The organism is Ruegeria sp. BHSC026 (assembly GCF_059613065.1).
In genome coordinates, this window is record NZ_JBXWRV010000006.1 from 21,375 (window position 1) to 40,756 (window position 19,382).

20 protein-coding genes and 2 tRNA genes are annotated in these 19,382 nt (G+C 63.5%); 15 read left to right on the plus strand and 7 right to left on the minus strand.

Going from position 1 to position 19,382, the window contains the following annotated elements:
- Positions 1-70 precede the first annotated feature (70 nt).
- The 5 genes from AC2FME_RS09400 (at position 71) to AC2FME_RS09420 (ending at position 7,245) form a co-directional block, all read left to right on the plus strand.
- A complete protein-coding gene (locus AC2FME_RS09400) occupies positions 71-3,283 on the plus strand; it encodes a reductive dehalogenase (RefSeq protein WP_496800283.1) in 3,213 nt (1,070 codons plus the stop codon).
- A gap of 126 nt (positions 3,284-3,409) precedes the next feature.
- Positions 3,410-4,276, plus strand: a complete 867-nt coding sequence (locus AC2FME_RS09405) for an FAD binding domain-containing protein (protein WP_496711528.1) — start codon at positions 3,410-3,412, stop codon at positions 4,274-4,276.
- On the plus strand, positions 4,273-4,752 hold the full coding sequence (locus AC2FME_RS09410) for a (2Fe-2S)-binding protein (RefSeq protein ID WP_170435415.1): 480 nt from the start codon (positions 4,273-4,275) through the stop codon (positions 4,750-4,752). Before AC2FME_RS09405 ends, AC2FME_RS09410 begins: the two co-directional genes overlap by 4 nt.
- Positions 4,752-7,007, plus strand: coding sequence for a xanthine dehydrogenase family protein molybdopterin-binding subunit (locus AC2FME_RS09415; RefSeq protein ID WP_496800284.1), 2,256 nt, complete (start codon positions 4,752-4,754; stop codon positions 7,005-7,007). The genes AC2FME_RS09410 and AC2FME_RS09415 overlap by 1 nt, the downstream gene beginning before the upstream one ends.
- Complete coding sequence (locus AC2FME_RS09420) at positions 7,000-7,245, plus strand: MoaD/ThiS family protein (protein ID WP_496679068.1); 246 nt, start codon at positions 7,000-7,002, stop codon at positions 7,243-7,245. The genes AC2FME_RS09415 and AC2FME_RS09420 overlap by 8 nt, the downstream gene beginning before the upstream one ends.
- Before the next feature lie 292 nt (positions 7,246-7,537).
- Here AC2FME_RS09420 and AC2FME_RS09425 read toward each other — a convergent pair whose 3' ends face one another.
- The 3 genes from AC2FME_RS09425 to AC2FME_RS09435 all read right to left on the minus strand — a co-directional run bounded on the left by AC2FME_RS09425 (position 7,538) and on the right by AC2FME_RS09435 (position 8,852).
- A complete protein-coding gene (locus AC2FME_RS09425; RefSeq protein WP_496800285.1) occupies positions 7,538-8,218 on the minus strand; it encodes a hypothetical protein in 681 nt (226 codons plus the stop codon).
- Positions 8,215-8,685: a hypothetical protein gene (locus tag AC2FME_RS09430; protein ID WP_496800286.1), complete on the minus strand. Its 471-nt coding sequence runs from the start codon at positions 8,683-8,685 to the stop codon at positions 8,215-8,217. The genes AC2FME_RS09425 and AC2FME_RS09430 overlap by 4 nt, the downstream gene beginning before the upstream one ends.
- A gap of 92 nt (positions 8,686-8,777) precedes the next feature.
- Positions 8,778-8,852, minus strand: a tRNA-Thr gene (locus AC2FME_RS09435).
- An 83-nt stretch (positions 8,853-8,935) separates the two neighbouring features.
- Here AC2FME_RS09435 and AC2FME_RS09440 point away from each other — a divergent pair.
- From AC2FME_RS09440 to AC2FME_RS09485, 10 genes are all read left to right on the plus strand, one after another.
- On the plus strand, positions 8,936-9,091 hold the full coding sequence (locus tag AC2FME_RS09440) for a hypothetical protein (RefSeq protein WP_496711525.1): 156 nt from the start codon (positions 8,936-8,938) through the stop codon (positions 9,089-9,091).
- A gap of 5 nt (positions 9,092-9,096) precedes the next feature.
- Positions 9,097-10,362, plus strand: a complete 1,266-nt coding sequence (gene murA, locus AC2FME_RS09445) for a UDP-N-acetylglucosamine 1-carboxyvinyltransferase (RefSeq protein ID WP_496679064.1) — start codon at positions 9,097-9,099, stop codon at positions 10,360-10,362.
- On the plus strand, positions 10,362-10,838 hold the full coding sequence (locus AC2FME_RS09450) for a DUF2948 family protein (protein ID WP_496800287.1): 477 nt from the start codon (positions 10,362-10,364) through the stop codon (positions 10,836-10,838). The genes murA and AC2FME_RS09450 overlap by 1 nt, the downstream gene beginning before the upstream one ends.
- Entirely contained in the window at positions 10,839-11,372 is a 534-nt protein-coding gene (locus tag AC2FME_RS09455; protein WP_496800288.1) for a GNAT family N-acetyltransferase, read from the plus strand.
- Between the two features lie 50 nt (positions 11,373-11,422).
- The gene (gene hisD / locus AC2FME_RS09460) at positions 11,423-12,724 is read left to right on the plus strand and encodes a histidinol dehydrogenase (RefSeq protein WP_496800289.1); all 1,302 of its coding nucleotides are present in this window, start codon (positions 11,423-11,425) and stop codon (positions 12,722-12,724) included.
- A gap of 129 nt (positions 12,725-12,853) precedes the next feature.
- Positions 12,854-13,651, plus strand: a complete 798-nt coding sequence (locus AC2FME_RS09465) for a hypothetical protein (protein ID WP_496800290.1) — start codon at positions 12,854-12,856, stop codon at positions 13,649-13,651.
- Between the two features lie 83 nt (positions 13,652-13,734).
- Complete coding sequence (locus tag AC2FME_RS09470) at positions 13,735-14,214, plus strand: UPF0262 family protein (RefSeq protein WP_496679056.1); 480 nt, start codon at positions 13,735-13,737, stop codon at positions 14,212-14,214.
- Between the two features lie 3 nt (positions 14,215-14,217).
- Positions 14,218-14,676 (plus strand): arsenate-mycothiol transferase ArsC, encoded by a 459-nt coding sequence (locus AC2FME_RS09475; RefSeq protein ID WP_496686785.1) that lies wholly within the window; start codon positions 14,218-14,220, stop codon positions 14,674-14,676.
- Positions 14,673-15,071 (plus strand): ketosteroid isomerase-related protein, encoded by a 399-nt coding sequence (locus tag AC2FME_RS09480; RefSeq protein ID WP_496800291.1) that lies wholly within the window; start codon positions 14,673-14,675, stop codon positions 15,069-15,071. Before AC2FME_RS09475 ends, AC2FME_RS09480 begins: the two co-directional genes overlap by 4 nt.
- Complete coding sequence (locus AC2FME_RS09485) at positions 15,064-15,657, plus strand: GNAT family N-acetyltransferase (protein WP_496800292.1); 594 nt, start codon at positions 15,064-15,066, stop codon at positions 15,655-15,657. The genes AC2FME_RS09480 and AC2FME_RS09485 overlap by 8 nt, the downstream gene beginning before the upstream one ends.
- Positions 15,658-15,782: 125 nt before the next feature.
- Here the strand turns inward: AC2FME_RS09485 and AC2FME_RS09490 are convergent, their stop codons facing one another.
- The 4 genes from AC2FME_RS09490 to AC2FME_RS09505 all read right to left on the minus strand — a co-directional run bounded on the left by AC2FME_RS09490 (position 15,783) and on the right by AC2FME_RS09505 (position 19,378).
- A complete protein-coding gene (locus AC2FME_RS09490; RefSeq protein ID WP_496686788.1) occupies positions 15,783-16,754 on the minus strand; it encodes an adenylate/guanylate cyclase domain-containing protein in 972 nt (323 codons plus the stop codon).
- Positions 16,755-17,365: 611 nt separating this feature from the next.
- Positions 17,366-17,442 (minus strand) — tRNA-Met (locus tag AC2FME_RS09495).
- 78 nt (positions 17,443-17,520) lie between these two features.
- Entirely contained in the window at positions 17,521-18,501 is a 981-nt protein-coding gene (locus AC2FME_RS09500; RefSeq protein ID WP_496800293.1) for an alpha/beta fold hydrolase, read from the minus strand.
- A 76-nt stretch (positions 18,502-18,577) separates the two neighbouring features.
- A complete protein-coding gene (locus AC2FME_RS09505; protein ID WP_496800294.1) occupies positions 18,578-19,378 on the minus strand; it encodes a PaaX family transcriptional regulator C-terminal domain-containing protein in 801 nt (266 codons plus the stop codon).
- Positions 19,379-19,382: the final 4 nt, after the last annotated feature.

Genomic DNA, 19,382 nt, shown 5'->3' on the forward strand with positions numbered 1-19,382 from the left:
TTATTATCTGTCATGAATGGTATTGCTGTTCATGCCGCGCTAGGGGAAGCTTGGCAACAGGAGGCACGCGATGGGGATCCGCTTTTTCTCGGACAAAAACCGACCCGTTCACATGGGTCCTTATCCGCTCGAGCGGCTGCGGCGACAGGATACGCTGCCCGATCTGTCGGCGCTGGCCCCGATGTCGGTGCTGAGTTTTGACCGCCCCGAGCAGCCCCACAGCATCGTCAACGCGATGGGCGAGTTTCAAGCGATGCTGGACACCATCCGAGATGGCTTCGTCAATCCGGCCCGAGCCGAGATGCCCCATGACCCGGTCGAGCGCGCCAACCACCTGAAGGCATTCGGTTATTTCAACGATGCCTCGATGATGGGCTGCGGGCCTCTGCCGCCGCAGGCGCTGCTGGATCGGCCCCGGCGCAACCCCGATATCGAACGGCTGGCCCATGCGCTGCAGACCCGGCAGACGAAGACCCTGGCCTCGGGGATCGACGTGATCATGGCCGACCTGCGCGACAGCGTGGCAGCCCAGCCCGGGCCAATCACCGCCCATCGCCATGCGATCGTGTTCCTGTACGAACATCACCGCGACCCGGACCCGGCCGAGCCCGGTGCCGAATGGATCTTGGATGCGCAGGACCACCGCGCCTGCCTGCTGGCCACCGAAAACGCGGTGGTGATCGCCAATTACATCCGTCTGTTGGGGTATGACGCGCGGGCGCATTCGGTGATGTCCTCGGACGTGGACCTGCCGCGCCTTGCCGCCGCAGCCGGGTTGGTCTGGGCCGAGGGTGGCACCGCCGTGGCCCCTTGGCTGGGGCATCGGTTTGGCTTGGCCGCTGTGACCACCGAGATGGAAATCGCCCATGATCGCCCGCTGGCCCCGCGCGACCGGCAGCCGTGGTTCAGAACCCAAGGCCCCGCGTGGTGGCTGGGCGCGGGCTTCGCCAAAAACGCGCTGAACCGCGACCCTTTCGCCCGCCGCCGCTATGCCGATGGCGCGCACCCGTTCGAGACGCTCATACGCGTGGACAGCCCGACCACCTATATCGACGAGGCAAACGTGGCCCGCGTGCCCAAACGCGCCGATATGTTCGCGCGGGCGCAGTTCGGCGATATGGGCAAACCGCTGCAGGATGCGGCCAAAGGCGGGCATTACGTCCGAAAATCCGCGCCCAGCTTTGCGCAAAGGCGTGCGCTGGGGGCTTTCGTCCTGCTGCAGGACGGCGACAGCGCCGATGGCCCCAAACCCAATGACGCAGATCGCAACGCCGCCAACCTGAAGGCGGCCAGCTATTTCCTTGGCGTCGATGCCGTGGGCCTCAGCCGGTGCCCCGATTGGGCGTGGTATTCCCACGACGCCACCGGCGAGGAAATCGTGCCGCCCCACGATCAGGCCGTCAGCATGATCATCGATCAGGGCTATGAGACGATGGAGGGCGCCTCGGGCGATGACTGGATCAGCGTCGCCCAGTCGATGCGTGCCTATCTGCGGTTCTCGCTGCTGGGCGGGGTATTGGCCCGTCAGATCCGCAATCTGGGCTACAAGGCCAAGGCGCATACGGTGATGGATGGCGAAGTGCTACAGCCGCCGCTGTTGCTGCTGTCGGGGCTGGGCGAGGTCAGCCGCATCGGCGAGGTCATTCTGAACCCGTTCCTCGGCCCGCGCCTGAAATCGGGCGTGGTGACCACCGACATGCCGATGGCGCATGACAAGCCCATCGACTTTGGCCTGCAGCGGTTCTGCGAGAGTTGCAACAAATGTGCCCGCGAATGCCCGTCGGGGGCAATCACCGCCGGGCCCAAGCTGATGTTCAACGGCTACGAGATCTGGAAATCCGACAGCCAGAAATGCGCCACCTACCGGATCACCACGCCCGGCGGCGCGATGTGCGGGCGCTGCATGAAGACCTGCCCGTGGAACCTCGAAGGCATCTTTGCCGAACGCCCCTTCCGCTGGGCCGCGATGAACATCCCCGCTGCAGCGCCCGCGCTGGCACGGCTGGATGACGCGCTGGGCAATGGCGGGCTGAACGACACCAAGAAGTGGTGGTGGGATCTGGAGCTTCAGTCCGACGGCGCTTATCGCCCCACGAAACACCCGTTGAACCGGCGCGGCCTGCAAAAGGATCTGGACCTGAAATACGAGGACCAGACCCTGGCCGTCTATCCCGCCCCGCTTGCGCCGCATCCCTGGCCCTACCCCTTTGCGATGGATCGCGAGGCCGGGATCGCCGCCTATCAGGCCATGGTCACGGCCGAGGAATACAAGGCCCGGCTGGCCGCCGGGGACATCTCGGTGGTGCATCGCTACACGATTGCCGGAGATGCTCCGGTCATGCGGGTCGAGGTGACGAAGGTCGAGAAAATGACACCGGATGTCAGCAAATACGAATTCTCGGCCCTGGATGGCGCGCCCTTGCCGGAATGGACGGCGGGCGCGCATCTGGACGTGCTGGTGGCCCCCGAGTTCCTGCGCCAGTATTCCATGTCGGGCGACCCCGCGGACCGGTCGAAATACCAGATCGGCGTGCTGCGCGAGAATGAAGGCCGCGGCGGATCGGCCCTGCTGCACCGGATCTTCACGCCGGGCCGCAAGGTGTTCGTGTCAAAACCGATCAACCATTTCGAACTGGACGAAACCGCCACCCGCACCCTGCTGATGGGCGGCGGCATCGGGATTACCCCAATGATCGCCTTCGCCCATCGCCTGCACGCGCTGGGGCGCGATTTCGATCTGCACTATTCCGTCCCCTCACGGGAAAAGGCCGGGTATCTGGCCGATCTGGCCGCCGCGCCCTGGGCGGACCACGTGCATCTGCATGTCTCGGACGAAGGCACCCGCGCCGATCTGGACTCGATCCTGGCGGGCTATCGCGACGGCTGGCATGTCTATACCTGCGGCCCCGACCGGTACATGGAGGCGGTGATGCAGGCTGCCGAACGTCAGGGCTGGCCCGAGGTGGCCCGGCATCTGGAGTATTTCTCGGTGCCCGAGCAGCCCGACTATGAAAACCACCCGTTCACCCTGCGGTTGGCACGGTCAGGGCGTGACCTTGAGGTGCCCGCCGACAAGGACGCGGCGCAGGTGCTGAACGAGGCCGGCATCCATGTCGACGTGAAATGCGCCGACGGCATCTGCGGCGTGTGCAAATGCGGGCTGATCGGGGGCGAGGTCGAGCATCGCGATTTCGTCCTGTCGAACAAGCAGCGGGAATCGGCGCTGATTCTGTGCCAGAGCCGCGCGGCCGAGCCGGGCGGGGTGGTCGAGATCGACCTCTGACCCCGGTCGGAAAGCGACATTTGCAGGCAAAAAAATAGGTCGCGCGGGCCATGGACGCCGCCGCGCGGCTGCTCTAACGTCGCCCCAAACCCAGTGAACCCTGACCAACAGGCGCGAGGTACAATCATGCAATATCACCGCCCCGCCAGCTTTGCCGAAGCTTCGGATCTGGCTGCCCATGCAACGGGCATCACGCGGTTTCTGGCCGGCGGCACCGACGTCTTGGTGCAACTGCGGTCCGAGATCGTGACCCCCGACACCCTGATCGACATCAAGACCATCGACGGGGTGCGCGACATCACCCGCCACGCCGACGGAAGTTGGACGCTGGGCGTGGCCGTCACGGGTGCCGAGATGAACGAACACCCCCAACTGGGCCGAGAGTGGCCTGGTGTGGTCGAGGCGATGGACCTGATCGGCTCGACCCAGATTCAGGGCCGTGCCACGCCGGTTGGCAACCTGTGCAATGGCTCGCCCGCCGCCGATTCCGTTCCGGCCATGGTTGCTGGGGGGGCGAGCGTGACGGTGACCGGCCCCGCGGGCGATCGGGTCGTGGCGGTCGAGGACATCCCGACCGGCCCCGGCAAGACCTCGCTGGCGCAGGGCGAACTGATCTCGGCCCTGCACATCCCGGCGCGGGGCGAGAACGGCGGTGACGCCTATCTGCGCTTCATTCCGCGCACCGAGATGGACATCGCCGTGGTCGGAGTGGGCGTGAACCTGCGCATCGATGGCGACACCATCACCGAGGCCCGTGTTGCGCTGGGCGCCGTGGCACCTACCGTCCTGCTTGTCGAAGACTGCGCCCGGGCGCTGATCGGCACCACGCTGGATGATGCCGCGTTGGCGGCGCTGGCCGCCGCCGCCTCGGCCGCCTGCAAACCCATCGACGACAAACGCGGCACGATCGAATTCCGCACCGAAGTGGCCGGCGTTCTGGCAAAACGCGCCGCGAAAATCGCCTATGCCCGCGCCAAGGGAGAGACCGCATGACCAAGCATCACGTCACCACCACCGTCAACGGCGACACGGTCGAATACCTGTGCGACGCGCGCGAAACCCTACTGGACTGTCTGCGCGACAAGTTGAACCTGACCGGCGCCAAGGAAGGCTGCGGCACCGGCGATTGCGGGGCCTGCTCGGTCACGCTGGACGGGCGGCTGGTCTGTTCCTGCCTGGTGCTGGGGGTCGAGGCCGAAGGCAAGCAAATCGAAACCATCGAAGGCATGGCCGAGGGCGAAACCCTGCACCCGCTGCAGCGCAAGTTCATCGAACATGCCGCGCTGCAATGCGGGGTCTGCACGCCGGGCGTTCTGGTCGCCGCCAAGGCGCTGCTGGAAAAGAACCCCGACCCGACCGAGGAAGAGGCCCGCTATTGGCTGGCCGGCAACCTGTGCCGCTGCACGGGTTATGACAAGATCATCCGCGCCGTTCTGGACACGGCCGCCGAGCTGCGGGAGGCTTCGTAATGGCACTCGACGATCGCAAGTCGCACTTCACCTTCGTGGGCACCCGCCCGAACCGCCCCGACGGGCTGGACAAGGTCACGGGCCGCGCCCGGTTCGGGGCCGACGTGACCGCGCCGGGCATGCTGTTCGGCGCCATCCTGCGCTCGCCCCACGCCCATGCGCGGATCGTCCGGATCGACACCTCGAAGGCCGAGGCGCATCGGGACGTGAAGGCCGTGGTCACCCGCGCCGATTTCGCCGATGTCCCGTTCAAGCCGGGGCTTGAGGGCGAATTTTGGAACGTTCTGGAAAACGTCATGGCCGGGGAAAAGGCGCTCTATGACGGGCATGCCGTGGCGGCGGTTGCGGCCAGTTCGGCGCTGGCGGCGCGGGATGCGCTCAAGCTGATCGAGGTCGAATACGAGGTGCTGCCCCATGTCACCGACGTGGACAAGGCTATGGCGCCCGACGCACCGGTGATCCGCGAAGGCGCGGCCGATTATTCGGTGCCCGAGGGCATGCATCCCAACGTGGTGCGCTATCACGAAAGCGGGCACGGCGATGTCGAGGCGGGCTTTGCCGAGGCCGATCTGGTGATCGAGGATCACTTCGTCACCGAGGCCACCCACCAGGGCTATATCGAACCGCACGCCTGCCTTGCCTCGCTGGGCGCTGACGGCAAGGGCGAGCTGTGGTGCTGTACGCAGGGCCACTGGATCGTGCAGAAGACCTGTGCCGCGCTGCTGGGGATCGAAACCGCGCAGCTGCGCGTGACCGCATCGGAAATCGGCGGCGGGTTCGGCGGCAAGACCACCGTATTCATCGAACCGGTGGCGCTGGCGCTGTCGCGCAAGGCCAACCGTCCGGTCAAGATCGTGATGTCCCGGTCCGAGGTTCTGCGGGCCACGGGGCCGACTGCCTCGGCCTCGATGGACGTCAAGATCGGCATGAAAAAGGATGGCACCATTACTGCCGCCCAGGGCGTGTTCCGCCTGCAAGGCGGTGCTTTTCCGGGCGCGCCAGGCGACATGACCGCGATGTGCGCCTTTGCCCCCTACAACCTGACCAACGTGCGCCAGGTGGGGTATGACGTGATGTCCAACCGCCCGAAACAGGCCGCCTATCGCGCGCCGGGCGCGCCGATGGGGGCGTTTGCGGTAGAATCGGTCATCGACGAGCTGTGCAAGAAACTGGGTCTCGACCCGGTCGATGTGCGCCTGAAGAACGCCGCGCGCGAGGGCACCAAGGCCAGCTATGGCCCCACCTATGACCGGATCGGCCTGGTCGAGACGCTCGAAGCCGCCAAAGCTCACCCGCATTATTCCGCGCCGTTGAAGCCGGGGCAGGGGCGGGGCATCGCCTGCGGGTTCTGGTTCAACCACGGGGGCGAGACCTCGGTGTCGCTGGCCCTGTCCGAGGACGGCTCGGCGCAGCTGATGGTCGGTACGCCCGATATCGGCGGCTCGCGCGCGTCGATGGCGCTGATGGCGGCCGAAGTGCTGGGCATTCCGTACGAGAACATCCGCGTGACCATCGCCGACACCGCCACGCTGGGTTACAACGACGTCAGCCACGGCTCGCGCGTGACCTATGCCAGCGGTCTGGCCACGATAAAGGCGGCGCAGCACGCGGTCGAGAAACTGTGCGAACGCGCGGCGGCCAAATGGGGCATCCCCGTGGACGCGGTGAAATGGGAAAACGGCTGCGCGGTGCCATCCGGCCCCAACGCGGGCGACTTCGACCCGCTGCCGCTGGCCGAGATCACCGCTGACATGGGGCGCACCGGCGGCCCGATCTCGGGCCATTTCGAGGCGACCCCCGAAGGCGCAGGCGTGTCCTTTGGCACCCATATCGTCGATGCCGAGGTCGATCCCGAAACCGGCAAGACCACTATCACCCGCTACACTGTCATCCAGGACGCAGGCAAGGCGATCCACCCCGCTTATGTCGAGGGCCAGTACCAGGGCGGCGCGGCGCAGGGCATCGGCTGGGCGCTGAACGAGGAATACATCTATGGAGAGGATGGCCGGCTGCAGAACGCGGTTTTCCTCGACTACCGCATTCCCGTCGCCAGCGACCTGCCGATGATCGACACGGTGATCGTCGAAGTGCCCAACCCCGGCCACCCGTTCGGCGTGCGCGGTGTGGGTGAAACCGGCATCGTGCCGCCGCTGGCGGCCATCGCGAATGCGGTTTCGAACGCGGCGGGCGTGCGGATGCGGCAACTGCCGATGTCGCCGCCGCGCATTCTGGCCGCGCTCAAGGACAATGGTTGAGGTCCATCTCTGGTCCGGCCTCCGGTCTCTGACCGGGGGTCAGGAGGTGGTCGAGGTTGAGGCCGAGACAACCGGCGAGCTGCTGCGCGAACTGGTGCGTCTCCATCCGCAATTGCAGGCGCCGATCGATGCGGGCGTGTCCATTGCCGTCAATGGTAGGATCATTGCAGCGGGTCTGTCCGAACCCATTCCCGACGGGGCCGAGGTCTATCTGATGCAGAGGTTGCGGGGCGGCTAGGCGGGGAAAGACACGGTCATTTCGGCGACAGGGCCTGATGATCGGTCCTTCCCCTGACCCTGCCGAAGTACCCCCTCGTTAAAAAAACACCATAAAACAGATCAGCAGGGGTGAGTTCCACCTGTATCCGAATATGGGCATATGTGGTGCCGAAAGGTGTCATAATTTTGTGATTTTGCCCGTTTGCATCCTGACGTCGCGTCAACATGACGGTTCGGTTCGTCATGGCCAGCGCGCTGCTTGAATCTGGAGGATGCAGAGGCAAACCGTGCGATTTTGGCGCGGAAATTGGTCAGTCTGCGGCCCGTTTTCCAAAGATCCGTGTAAACCAGCCTCTATTTTTCTGCGGAGGTGCAGCAATCGGTTCGGGGCTGGTTGCCGGCTGGTAGTCCTTGAAGATTTCAAAACCCTGCTGGGCAGTGTTCAAGGCGCTTTCCAGAAGCCTTTCTTCTTCGGGGTCAAATATACCTCGGGCGGCATTCTGGAATGCCTGGGCAAAAGGCTGGTCAATATTCAGATGGTCAGGTGCAGGTTTCTGTTTCGTGGTCGCCTGCAGCGAGACGTTGAACCTTGCCTCGATCAGGGGGCGTTCTTCGTCCCATTTTGCAAGCACATCGTCGAAAACCTTGGCGGGAAGAAAGGTCTTCTTCGAATCGTCGACTTCGTCCCCGACGCTGAAGAACCGGGACTGGCTTTCATCGTTGCGCTTCTTGTTGAACACGCCCAGTTCTTTTCGGCAGCCCATCAGCACAAGTCCGGTCTTGTAGCCGAATGATTTGGTGTTGGCGTATTGTTCCGGCCCGTCTTCCAGGTGCGGGATGTTCAGAGCCTGACAGAAGTCGCGCACGACTCCGGTCCGGGCCGCCTGTTCGTAGGAGCGAACCAGCGTCGTTCCGTGCCGAGCATATTCTGTGAGCGAGTCTATATATCCATACTGAACATATCGTCTGGCAAATCCCGGCAGAGACTTCAAAAAAACCGGGAATACGGGTCATCGCTTCCGGTGATGCTTTGCAATACTCTGGAGTTGATGAAGTCAACGGGGTGGCGCAGGTAGGCCAGAAAAATGACTTCGATGTTTTTGGGCAGGCCGGAAAATACTTCGGTACGAAGGCCTTGCACAGAATTGAAGAGGGTCTCATCCGAGATCAGAAAAGAGTGCAAGTGTTCGGACACGGCAAACTCGCGAAGTTCCCGTGCCCAATCGATCGATGTGGCCGGGACGTCCCGCCTGGGCGTTTTGAAAAAATACTCTGACCCGTCAATTTGGGGGACGCCAATCGGGTTTCCATTTGCACCTTTCGGGCGCCTGGACAGATCGAACGGAAAGGCGATGCCTGCCTCCCGCAGCCGCGGAGCATGTCTGACAAGGTACTTTTGAATGGATGTCGTGCCCGTTTTGGGCAGCCCCACATGAAAAACAAGACGTTTCGGAGTCATGGAAATACCTCTGCTGCGGGCTGGGTACAGCACCACACCGAGCCGCGCAAGCTACGCCGCAACACGTCTAAATCCTGCAATTTCAAGAGAGATGGTGCTGCTGGAGAGAATTGAACTCTCGACCTCTCCCTTACCAAGGGAGTGCTCTACCTCTGAGCTACAGCAGCGCTGTGGGCGGGTGATTAGACTCAAACGAAACGGGGCGCAAGGGTCTCTGGACGGTTTTTTTCACCTCCTGTAGAGAAAGATCATGTCAGACAAAAATTCACCCAAAAAACACGGCAAATCCGGCGATACGCGCGAGGATCGGCTCAAGGCCGCTCTCAAGGCGAATCTCGCGCGGCGCAAGGCGCAGGCCAAGGCGCGGGCGGGCTCGGACGGCAAGGCCGGTCAGGACAAGGGCTAGAGCAGATGGATTCGATTCTTGTAACGGGCAACGGGCCGCTTCATGGCCGAATCCCGATCGCGGGGGCAAAGAATGCCTGCCTCACACTGATGCCGGCCACGCTGCTCAGCGAAGAACCGCTCACGCTGACCAACGCGCCGCGTCTGAGCGACATCAAGACCATGACCGCGCTGCTGCAGTCGCTGGGGGCCGAGGTGTCGGCCCTGCAGGACGGGCAGGTTCTGGCGATGTCCAGCCACGACCTGACCAGCCACACCGCCGATTACGAGATCGTGCGCAAGATGCGTGCCTCGAACCTCGTTCTGGGGCCGCTCTTGGCGCGATTCGGTCAGGCAGTGGTTTCGCTGCCGGGCGGCTGCGCCATCGGGGCGCGGCCGATGGACCTGCATGTCGAAGGGCTGGAAGCCCTGGGCGCTGAGATTGAGCTGAAGGACGGCTACTTGCACGCCAAGGCGCCGAACGGGCTGAAGGGCGCGGTGCATGAAATGCGCTTTGCGTCGGTGGGGGCCACCGAAAACATCGTGATGGCCGCGACGCTGGCCAAGGGCACGACGGTTCTGAAAAACGCCGCGCGCGAACCCGAGATCGTCGATCTGGTGCAATGCCTGCGCAAGATGGGCGCGCAGATTCAGGGCGAGGGGACCTCGACCATCGAGATTCAGGGCGTCGACCGGCTGCATGGCGCGACGCACCAGGTGGTGACCGACCGGATCGAACTGGGCACCTACATGCTGGCCCCCGCCATCTGCGGCGGCGAAGTCGAGCTGCTGGGTGGCCGCCTGTCGCTGGTCGAATCCTTCGTGGAAAAGCTGACTGCCGCCGGGGTCGATGTCGAGGAAACCGAACAGGGCCTGAAGGTCTCGCGCAGGAATGGCCGGGTGCGTGCGGTCGACGTGGTGACCGAGCCGTTCCCCGGCTTTCCCACCGATCTGCAGGCGCAGATGATGGCGCTGATGTGCACGGCCGATGGGGTTTCGGTGCTGGAGGAGCGGATTTTCGAGAACCGCTTCATGCACGCCCCCGAACTGGTGCGGATGGGCGCGCAGATCGAGGTGCATGGCGGCACCGCGACGGTGACCGGGGTCGAGCGCCTGAAGGGCGCGCCGGTGATGGCCACCGATCTGCGGGCCTCGGTCTCGCTGATCCTGGCCGGTCTGGCGGCCGAGGGCGAAACACTTGTCAGCCGGGTCTATCATCTTGACCGCGGATATGAGCATGTGGTCCGCAAGCTGGAAGGCGTGGGCGCCAAAATCGAACGGATCAAGGGCTGATGGCAGACGCAACATTCGAAGACGGGCGCGAGGCGCCGCTGAACCTGGGCGCGTTGGACGCCGACGACCTGCGGGTGATCGCGGCGCTGGGGCAGGATGCCGTCTTTCCGGCCAGCGAGATGACCTGGCAACCGGCCCGCCGCCGCTTCGCCCTGCTGCTCAACCGGTTCCGGTGGGAAGACAAGGAGGCCGCCGAGCGCCGCGACCGCCCCTACGAGCGGGTGCAGTCGGTGCTGGTGTTCGATTCGGTCCTGGCGGTGGCCAGCCAGGGCATCGACCGGTCCGACAAGGACCTGATCCTGTCGCTGCTGGATATCGAGTTCCACCCGGCCGAAGACGGTGCTGGCGAGGTGCTGCTGACGCTGGCCGGAGATGGCGCGATTCGTCTGACTGTCGAGGCGCTGGAGTGCACGCTCAAGGACGTCACGCGGCCCTATCAGGCGCCGTCCAGACACGCGCCGAACCACCCGGTCTAGGTGAAGAACAAGCGCGGGATATCACAGGTATTCTCCGCCGCGCCGAAGGGCGAAGAGATTCGCCGCGCCACCCTGTTCGAGATGAGCCGGGTTCTGACCCGCTCGATCGAGAGGCTCTGCGTGGACGACCACGGCAACGATGCGGACGTGATCGCCCGCTGGACGGCGAACAAGACACCGAAGGCTCTGCGGAACTACCTGTCGAACTCGGATGACGAGGTCTGGTTGTTGCTGAGGGAAGGCAGGCTTGCCTCGGTCGGGGCGCTGGGCGAGGTCGAGCAGGGGCAGGGCACCGGGCGCATCACCCTCAACTACGTGGACCCGGATTACCGGGGGCAGGGCGCAAGCTCCACCATGCTTTCCCATCTCGAATCGCGCCTCTCGGCCCTCGGCGTGACCGAGGCGCGTGTCACCAGCACCGCCACCGCGCGCCGGTTCTACTTGTCGCGCGGGCGGGTGGACGCAGGACCGCCGGGCGCTGGATCGTCGGATACCCGATGCGCAAATCGCTGCACCCCTGATCTAAGCCCTTGAGGCGCGGGCCGCCCCCGGATATTCCCCGCAGGACTGCCGGAGACACCATCATGCCCGTTTTCCTTGATACCACTGCGCCCGACTTCGAAACCGCCTTCGCCGACCTGCTCTCGGCCAAGCGCGAGGACAGCCCGGACGTGGACGCGGTCGTCGCGCAGATCATAGCGGACGTTCGGTCGCGCGGTGATGCCGCCGTGATCGAGCTGACCGCGAAATTCGACCGGCTGGAGCTGACGCCGGACACGCTGGCCTTCACGGCCGGGGAAATCGATGCCGCGATCGAAGGCGTCTCGGCCGAGGACCGCGCGGCGCTGGAACTGGCCGCCGAGCGTGTCCGCGCGTATCACGAGCGCCAGATGCCGCAGGATCTGGAATGGACCGACGAGGCGGGTGCGACCCTTGGCTGGCGCTGGTCGGCGGTGTCCGCCGCGGGGCTTTACGTGCCGGGCGGGCTGGCCTCTTACCCCTCGTCGGTGCTGATGAACGCGATCCCGGCCAAGGTTGCGGGGGTCGAACGTCTGGCCATCGTGGTGCCCACGCCGGACGGACAGGTCAATCCGCTGGTCCTGCTGGCCGCGCGCCTGTCGGGCGTTGACGAGATCTACCGCATCGGCGGCGCGCAAGCGATTGCGGCGCTGGCCTATGGCACCAAAACCATCGCGCCGGTGGACAAGATCACCGGGCCGGGCAACGCTTTTGTCGCGGCGGCCAAGCGGCGGGTGTTCGGCAAGGTCGGCATCGACATGATCGCGGGCCCCTCCGAGATCTTGGTGATCGCAGACAAGGACAACGATCCCGACTGGATCGCGCTGGACCTGCTCAGCCAGGCCGAGCATGACGAAAGCGCCCAGTCCATCCTGATCACCGACGACGCCGCTTTCGGCCGCGCGGTGGCCGAGGCGGTGGACAAGCGGCTGGAAACGCTCGAGCGCCGCGCGATCGCCGGGGCCAGCTGGCGCGACTATGGCGCCATCATCACCGTGCGCGATCTGGACGAGGCCGCGGCCCTGTCGAACCGCATCGCGCCGGAACACCTGGAACTGTGCGTGGCTGATCCGGTGGCGCTCAGCCAAAAGACGATCCACGCCGGCGCCATTTTCCTGGGCCAGTACACGCCCGAGGCCATCGGCGACTATGTCGGCGGCCCGAACCATGTGCTGCCCACCGCGCGTTCGGCGCGGTTCTCGTCGGGCCTTTCGGTTATGGATTTCCTCAAGCGAACCACGCTCAGCCGCATGACGCCCGAGGCTCTGCGTGCCATTGGCCCGGCGGCCGAGCAGCTTGCGCAGTCGGAAAGCCTTGAGGCGCACGGGCTATCGGTGGGGGCGCGGCTCAAGCGGCTGAACGGCTGATCTAGGGACAATTGCGGTGGGGTCACATCCGGCCCGGGACTGCCGCGGCCGGCGCAAAACCACTTGCGGTGGTCGTCCGACCCGTGCGTTTTTTACCGGTGATGTCTTAGGACAAACCCGGAGCCGAAATTGGAACGTGTCGCAACCCTCTGGATCGGAGAGCGCTTCAGCTTTATGGAGCATCTGTGCCTGAAGTCCTTTGCCGATCTCGGCCAGACTCCGATCGTCTATCATTATGGCGAGTTGCAGGACATTCCGAGTTACGTCGAGGCCCGCGACGCACGCGAGATTTTCGATACGCCCGAGATCTATCGCGATCCGATCACGCGGTCGGTCGCCGTGCACGCGGACCTGTTCCGCCTGAAACTGCTGCAGCAGACCGACCAGATATGGGTCGATGCCGACGCCTATGCGGTCAAACCTTTCCAGACCGATCAGGGCTATTTGTTTCCAGCGGCCAACCGCAGGCGGCAACGCATCATGAATGGCGTTCTTGCCCTGCCGATCGACAGCCCGGCCCTGGCCGAAATGTGCGCCTTTGCCTTTGACGGCGATCTGGTGCCGCCCTGGTGGCCCGAGGAACAGCAGCGCGCCTATCTTCAGATCTTCGGGCGCTCGACCTACTGGAGCCTGCCGATCTTCAGCTTTGGCCCGCCGATGTTGTTTCACTACCTTTTCCCGACGCCGGAACATGCCAAGGCCGTCTCGCGGAAATCGCTGTATGCGATTCCGCTGCGCCACCGGGCACTGTGGAACGAGCCGGATCAGGACAACCTTGAGTTCCTGGACTGGCAGAACCAAACTTCGATCCATTTCTACGGGTCCTGGTTCCGCAAGATATTCAAGGACCGCGACATCAATCCCGGCTCGCTGGTTGACACCTTGCTGCGCAAGCACGGCATCGACCCCAACGATCACCCCATCTAACCTTGCGTCCGGCCGGTTTCGCGCGTTGTCCCGCGGGCATAGGTGCGCTAGGTCTGGCCTGACCTGAACGGAAGTCGATGACCATGACCCGCATTTCGCATATCGAACTGGACGATCGAAACCTGCCGCCGCCCACACCGGAAATCGAGCAGGAGCGCAAGGTCGCCATCTATGATCTGCTCGAGGAAAACTCGTTCACGCTGCCCAAGCGCGACGACCGAGTGGTGCCCGATGGCCCCTATCACCTGCAGCTGTCGATCCGCGACAAGCGGCTGGTGTTCGACGTCAGCACCGAAGATAGCCAGAAAGCCGCCGAGTTCCACCTGTCGCTGGGCCCGTTCCGGCAGGTGGTCAAGGACTACTTCCAGATCTGCGAAAGCTACTTCGATGCGGTAAAGACCCTGCCGCCCAGCCAGATCGAAACCATCGACATGGCCCGGCGCGGCATCCACAACGAAGGCAGTCGGGTCCTGCAGGAACGGCTGGAGGGCAAGGCCGAGATCGACGCCGATACCGCCCGCCGCCTGTTCACGCTGATCTGCGTGCTGCATTTCGGAGGTTGACGGGTGAAGCCTCTGCCGCATTCGGTCCTCTTCTGCTGCGACCACAACGCGGTGCGCTCGCCCATGGCCGAAGGTATCATGAAGAAATTCTATGGCACGGGCACCTACGTGCAGTCGGCCGGTGTGCGCAACGACTTGGAAATCGACGGGTTCAGCATCGCCGTCTGCCAAGAGATCGACGTGGAACTGTCACGCCACCGGTCGCGGTCGTTCGACGAGATGCAGGAATGGGGCGACGATCTCAGCTCCTTCGATCTGATCGTGGCCCTGTCGCCAGCCAGCCAGCGCAAGGCGCTGGAACTGACGCGGGTTTTTCACCTGGATGTCGAATACTGGCCAATAATGGACCCTACCGGACTGGGCGAGACGCGCGAAGAAAAGCTACACCACTACCGTCAGACCCGCGATCAGATCATCAAGCACCTGAAGGATCGCTGGGGGGAACCTACGGAGATCGCATGACCCAGACTGTCCAAGCCTATTTCGATGCCTTCAACGCCGGGGATGTGGCCGGCATGCTGGCCTGCCTGTCCGACGACGTGGCCCATCACGTGAACGAAGGCCAGATCCGCGTCGGCAAAGACAAATTCGCCGAATTCTGCGCGCATATGAACCGCTGCTATCGCGAGACCCTGACCGACATTGTGATCTTCGAGGCCGAGGGCGGCACCCGCGCCGCCGCCGAATACATCGTTAACGGCACCTATCTAGAAACCGATGCCGGCCTGCCTGCGGCCTCGGGTCAGACCTATCGCCTGCCCGCCGGGTCGTTCTTTGACCTCGAGGACGGCAAGATCACCCGCGTGACCACCTATTACAACCTGGCTGACTGGGTGAAGCAGGTGTCGGGTGGCTGAGGTCACTGCCGTCCGCCCCCTGACCGGCGAGGCGTTGTCGGCGGCATTGGACGACGTGGCGCGGCTGCGCATCTCGGTGTTCCGCGATTGGCCCTATCTCTATGACGGCGATCTGGACTATGAGCGCAGATACCTGCAATCCTACCGCGACAGCGACCGGGCGATCGTCGTCGGCGCCTTTGACGGCGACCGGCTTGTGGGGGCCGCGACCGGCGCGCCGCTTGCCGACCATGCCGAGGATTTCGCAGCTGCTTTCGACGGCACCGGGCTGGAGTTGTCGCAGATCTTCTACTGCGCCGAATCCGTACTGCTACCCGAGTATAGGGGGCAGGGCGTCGGACATGCGTTCTTTGATATGCGCGAGGGTCACGCGCGGGGCTTGGGCTTCGCCAAGTCTGCCTTCTGCGGCGTGCAGCGTCCGGACGACCACCCGATGCGGCCCGCAACCTACCGCCCGCTGGACGATTTCTGGCGCGCGCGGGGGTATGAGCCTCTGCCCGGCGTGATCGCCCAGTTCTCGTGGAAGGATCTGGGCGAGGCATCGGAAACCCAAAAGCCTTTGCAGTTCTGGATCAGGGATTTGTGAGGCGGCTCTGCACAAGCTTTCAGGTGTTTCGATCAAGCATGGATCTTGGAGTTCGGATGAACGACCGCTGTGCAGGCGTTTCGTTCATTCGGCGATGACCACATTCGGCCTGCGCAACGTCAAATTCACCGTTTCCATTCCAGCCTATGAAGCAAATGCCTTCCTTCAAAACCTTTGAAAAACACAGATACGGGCTCTGAAAACTTCATGTCCGGAGCGTTCTCAGCCATGGTGCATGTGGCGTTGGATACCAAGATCTGACCAGCAGAGGCCATGGTTGTTATCCTGGCAGCCTTGTTTACCACAGCACCAAAGAAGTCACCGCGATTCTGAACGACTTCTCCGGTGTGGATGCCGATGCGCAAACCAAGTTGCGGGTCCTGATTTTGGGAAACAACGGCCTTCTGCATTTCAACGGCAGCTTTCAAGGCTTGCTGTGCCGAAGGGAAGCTCGACAACGTGCCATCTCCAAGGGATTTCACGAACTGACCGCCCTGCGCCTCCACGATGTCTGCAATATCGCGAAAGTGGTCATTGATCAGGCTCGACCAGCGTGCATCGCCCAACGCAGCCGCCAATTCCGTGCTGGCTTCCAGATCGGTGAACAGGATCGAAGCCAATCCCTCAGATTGTTCCAGCTTCGGACCTTCGTCTCTCGCCGCATCGACCAGCCGCTGTATGGCTGTTTGTTCCGTGCCCATATGAACAGCGTTCGGTACTGGTGCAGAACCATGTCGCTGAACTATTTTCCACCGGGCCCCATCCAAAACAAACACGTATGTTTCGCGTTGAAGGCTGGGTTCGGGCAAACCTGAAAAGTGGACCCGATAAACGAAAGACGCCCAGCCGGTTTCGCCGTTCTCGAACGCCTCGGCCTCGATTTCTTCCACGGCAAGTATGTCAGGCACTTCGCTGAAAAAGTCGGCAACCCCTTCGCTTACAACCGAACCGTTCCAATATTCGTTCTCGGCCGTGCCAATGAAGCGCATTTCTTCGGCGGTAGAGAAAAAGCCCGGCAGAATTTCGGTGTTGCGGGTGAGGATGGCCTGATGCATCCGGCGCGAAATCGCAAGCAACTCTGGAGACGGCCGTATCATCTTGCTGTGTACGGCGGTCTGAGCAGATTTGTGGCTTCGCGTTCTGGCACAATCAACTCCGATGGGGTTACCCAGACTATGCTGATGGTCGGCGTTTCACCAATCAAGGTTTATTTGTTCCGGAGAATCGATGGTGTCGGCTTCGATCTCACATCAGCATTGGCGCTTTCTTCGTATCGATCAGGGCAATTCATCTATACACTTCTCGCCTGTAGCCCATAGCTTTGCCGGACCTGTTTCTGCGGTGGGGCCGGCAGGGTCCAGTCGAAATCTGCGATCGAGAACGCCCTTTAAGGGTTCGAGGAAGGGCCCCTAAATGACAAAACAAAGCGTCTTGGCAAAGCCGATCCTGGCATGGGGCGGATCCAGACGCTGGCTCAAGCGAGCGTTGTGAAGCCGATCGTCGACTACATAACATGTGACCCTGAGGCGGAGCGCAACAAACGCGACAAAGTTATCTTCGGTATCCGAATCCGAAAGCACGTGACGCCGTGCGCAGTTTTATCTCGGAGATCGTTGTCTCTCCGGCCGACGAAGACGGCGTGCCGGTCGAGGTCAAGGGCTGCCTCGGCGCCTTGGTTTCTAACCGTTCGGAAAAGGTGGGGGTTTGGTGGTAGCGGAGGAGGGACTTGAACCCCCGACACGCGGATTATGATTCCGCTGCTCTAACCAACTGAGCTACTCCGCCAAGGTGAGTGGCGATTTACGGGAGGTGCCCGAGAGGGTCAAGAGGGAAAAATACTCAATCCACCAGATTTCTTTCTGGTCAGGCCTGTCTTGGTTTGGAAGGCGTCGGGTCGGTTCGCGGAGCATTGTTTGCGACGCGACGGACGAAATCTGCGCAGTCATCGGGCGCCGTCATCGGAATCATGTGGCCCCGCCTTGCAAGCCGCTCGTACACGAGACCGAAGTCAGCCATGGATGCGCCTTGGCATTCCGGCGACAGGATCGGGTCGTCGGCGCCGAACAGGATCCCGCCGGGAACCCGCAAGTCGCCATAGCGCGCGACCTGCGAGTCAATGCTCGCGTCCACACCGGCCAAATCTTGCGATCCGGTCACATAGGCCGACGGCCGCAAGCCCAGGGCGCCCCCGGCGCGGTCCAGAAAGTCATCCGGCGCCGGCTCGGGGGCGAAGGCCTGGTCGATGACATGCGGCGCCGTGAGTCTGGCCAGCGGCACCGCGATCGTGTTGGCGATCAGATGGCGCACCCTTTCGCTGCGGATCTCCAGAGCCTTGAAGATGGCAGGGGTCTCGGGCACCCGATGCGTCAACGGCGCCAGCAAGGCCAGACCGCGGACGTGGTTGGGGTAGTCCAGCGCCATGGCCAACGAAACCGCTCCGCCAAGGGAGTGTCCGACCAGAAGCGGGTCTTTGACGTGGATCGCCTGCAGGAACTCGTGGATCATGCGGGCTTGTTCGGGCAGGGTCGCCAGCCGCGCGCAATCTCGGGTCGAATACCCGCAGCCGGGACGGTCCAGCGCGATCACGTAAAACCTGTCGGTCAGCCGGTCGGCCATTTCATAGGTGAAGTGCTGCAACTGCCCGGTCAGCCCGTGGATCATCACAAGGGTCGGTCTGGACGGGTCGCCCGCGGCGACATAGTGGATACTGCCACCGTCAACCGGCACGATCCGCCCCGCCTGCGGCACGCGTCTGGTGCCTGTCTTCGTCAGGTAGCGTGTCCACAGGTGCAGCCCGATGAGCAGCAGGCAGACTGCGGTCACGGCGATCGGCAGCAGGGTCATCGGCAGGGCCTCGTGTCAGGGCGTGTCGCCCATGAGGATAGGCCAAGAGCGGCACCAAGAGGAACCCGCCGCCGGATCAGTCGTCATTCAGGTCGTCGGGCCGGGGGCGCGGCAGTTGGTCCAGCAGGCGGAACACCTGCGCCCGACAGGCCGGGCCGGTCCAGTCCGGCGGGCAGAAACCGTCGGGCAGGTCGGGCAGACGCAGAACGACGCGCCGCCACCGGTGCACGATCAACGTGCGCAGGGTGCCGATCTGACAGGGCGTGGGCTCCCAACTGGCCGGGCGGTCCTGAGACACGTGGCGCACGGTCTCGTGCAAGGATCGGCAAGCCGCGCGCAGATCCGACGGGAACAGCTTTTCATGCACCCATTGCGGAACCGAGCGGGCAGTAACCTCAAGGATCAGTAGCTCGTCCTGGTCCTCGGGCGGTGCCCCCGATCCCAACGCGGCGTTGCGCGCGATCGGCGTGTAATCGTGGCTGAGCAGAATGTCCTCGAGCAGCCGGGTGCCGGTGCCATCCTCGGCGATCAGCAGGTGCAACGGCGCATCTGGCGCAGGATCGCGGGCATAGATGCGCGGGGTGACCCGGGCCGACTGCGTGCGGCCATATTCGGTCAGGAAATGCATCGAGACGCGCCCGATCCGGTCGCTTTCGATCCAGCCATCCTTTCGCAGACGGTGCAGGGCGACGCGGATCGCCTCGGGCTTGATGCCCATCGGTTCGATGATGCGGCCCAGCGCCCCACCCGATATCTTGGCGCCGCGCTCCTGCGCCATGTCGCCGAACAGCGACACGATGATCGACCAGACCCGCTGATTCTGCGGGTCGGCCAATTCGGCCACGGCCTTGGTGAACCACGGATGCGCGTTGGTCATACAC

What these genes read in the sequence shown, in the direction of transcription:
- AC2FME_RS09400 (WP_496800283.1), top strand. Translation starts at nt 71, where the DNA reads ATGGGGATCCGCTTTTTCTCGGACAAAAACCGACCCGTTCACATGGGT.
- AC2FME_RS09405 (WP_496711528.1), top strand. Translation starts at nt 3,410, where the DNA reads ATGCAATATCACCGCCCCGCCAGCTTTGCCGAAGCTTCGGATCTGGCT.
- AC2FME_RS09410 (WP_170435415.1), top strand. Translation starts at nt 4,273, where the DNA reads ATGACCAAGCATCACGTCACCACCACCGTCAACGGCGACACGGTCGAA.
- AC2FME_RS09415 (WP_496800284.1), top strand. Translation starts at nt 4,752, where the DNA reads ATGGCACTCGACGATCGCAAGTCGCACTTCACCTTCGTGGGCACCCGC.
- AC2FME_RS09420 (WP_496679068.1), top strand. Translation starts at nt 7,000, where the DNA reads ATGGTTGAGGTCCATCTCTGGTCCGGCCTCCGGTCTCTGACCGGGGGT.
- AC2FME_RS09430 (WP_496800286.1), bottom strand. Translation starts at nt 8,685, where the DNA reads ATGACTCCGAAACGTCTTGTTTTTCATGTGGGGCTGCCCAAAACGGGC.
- AC2FME_RS09440 (WP_496711525.1), top strand. Translation starts at nt 8,936, where the DNA reads ATGTCAGACAAAAATTCACCCAAAAAACACGGCAAATCCGGCGATACG.
- murA (WP_496679064.1), top strand. Translation starts at nt 9,097, where the DNA reads ATGGATTCGATTCTTGTAACGGGCAACGGGCCGCTTCATGGCCGAATC.
- AC2FME_RS09450 (WP_496800287.1), top strand. Translation starts at nt 10,362, where the DNA reads ATGGCAGACGCAACATTCGAAGACGGGCGCGAGGCGCCGCTGAACCTG.
- hisD (WP_496800289.1), top strand. Translation starts at nt 11,423, where the DNA reads ATGCCCGTTTTCCTTGATACCACTGCGCCCGACTTCGAAACCGCCTTC.
- AC2FME_RS09470 (WP_496679056.1), top strand. Translation starts at nt 13,735, where the DNA reads ATGACCCGCATTTCGCATATCGAACTGGACGATCGAAACCTGCCGCCG.
- AC2FME_RS09480 (WP_496800291.1), top strand. Translation starts at nt 14,673, where the DNA reads ATGACCCAGACTGTCCAAGCCTATTTCGATGCCTTCAACGCCGGGGAT.
- AC2FME_RS09490 (WP_496686788.1), bottom strand. Translation starts at nt 16,754, where the DNA reads ATGATACGGCCGTCTCCAGAGTTGCTTGCGATTTCGCGCCGGATGCAT.
- AC2FME_RS09500 (WP_496800293.1), bottom strand. Translation starts at nt 18,501, where the DNA reads ATGACCCTGCTGCCGATCGCCGTGACCGCAGTCTGCCTGCTGCTCATC.
- AC2FME_RS09505 (WP_496800294.1), bottom strand. Translation starts at nt 19,378, where the DNA reads ATGACCAACGCGCATCCGTGGTTCACCAAGGCCGTGGCCGAATTGGCC.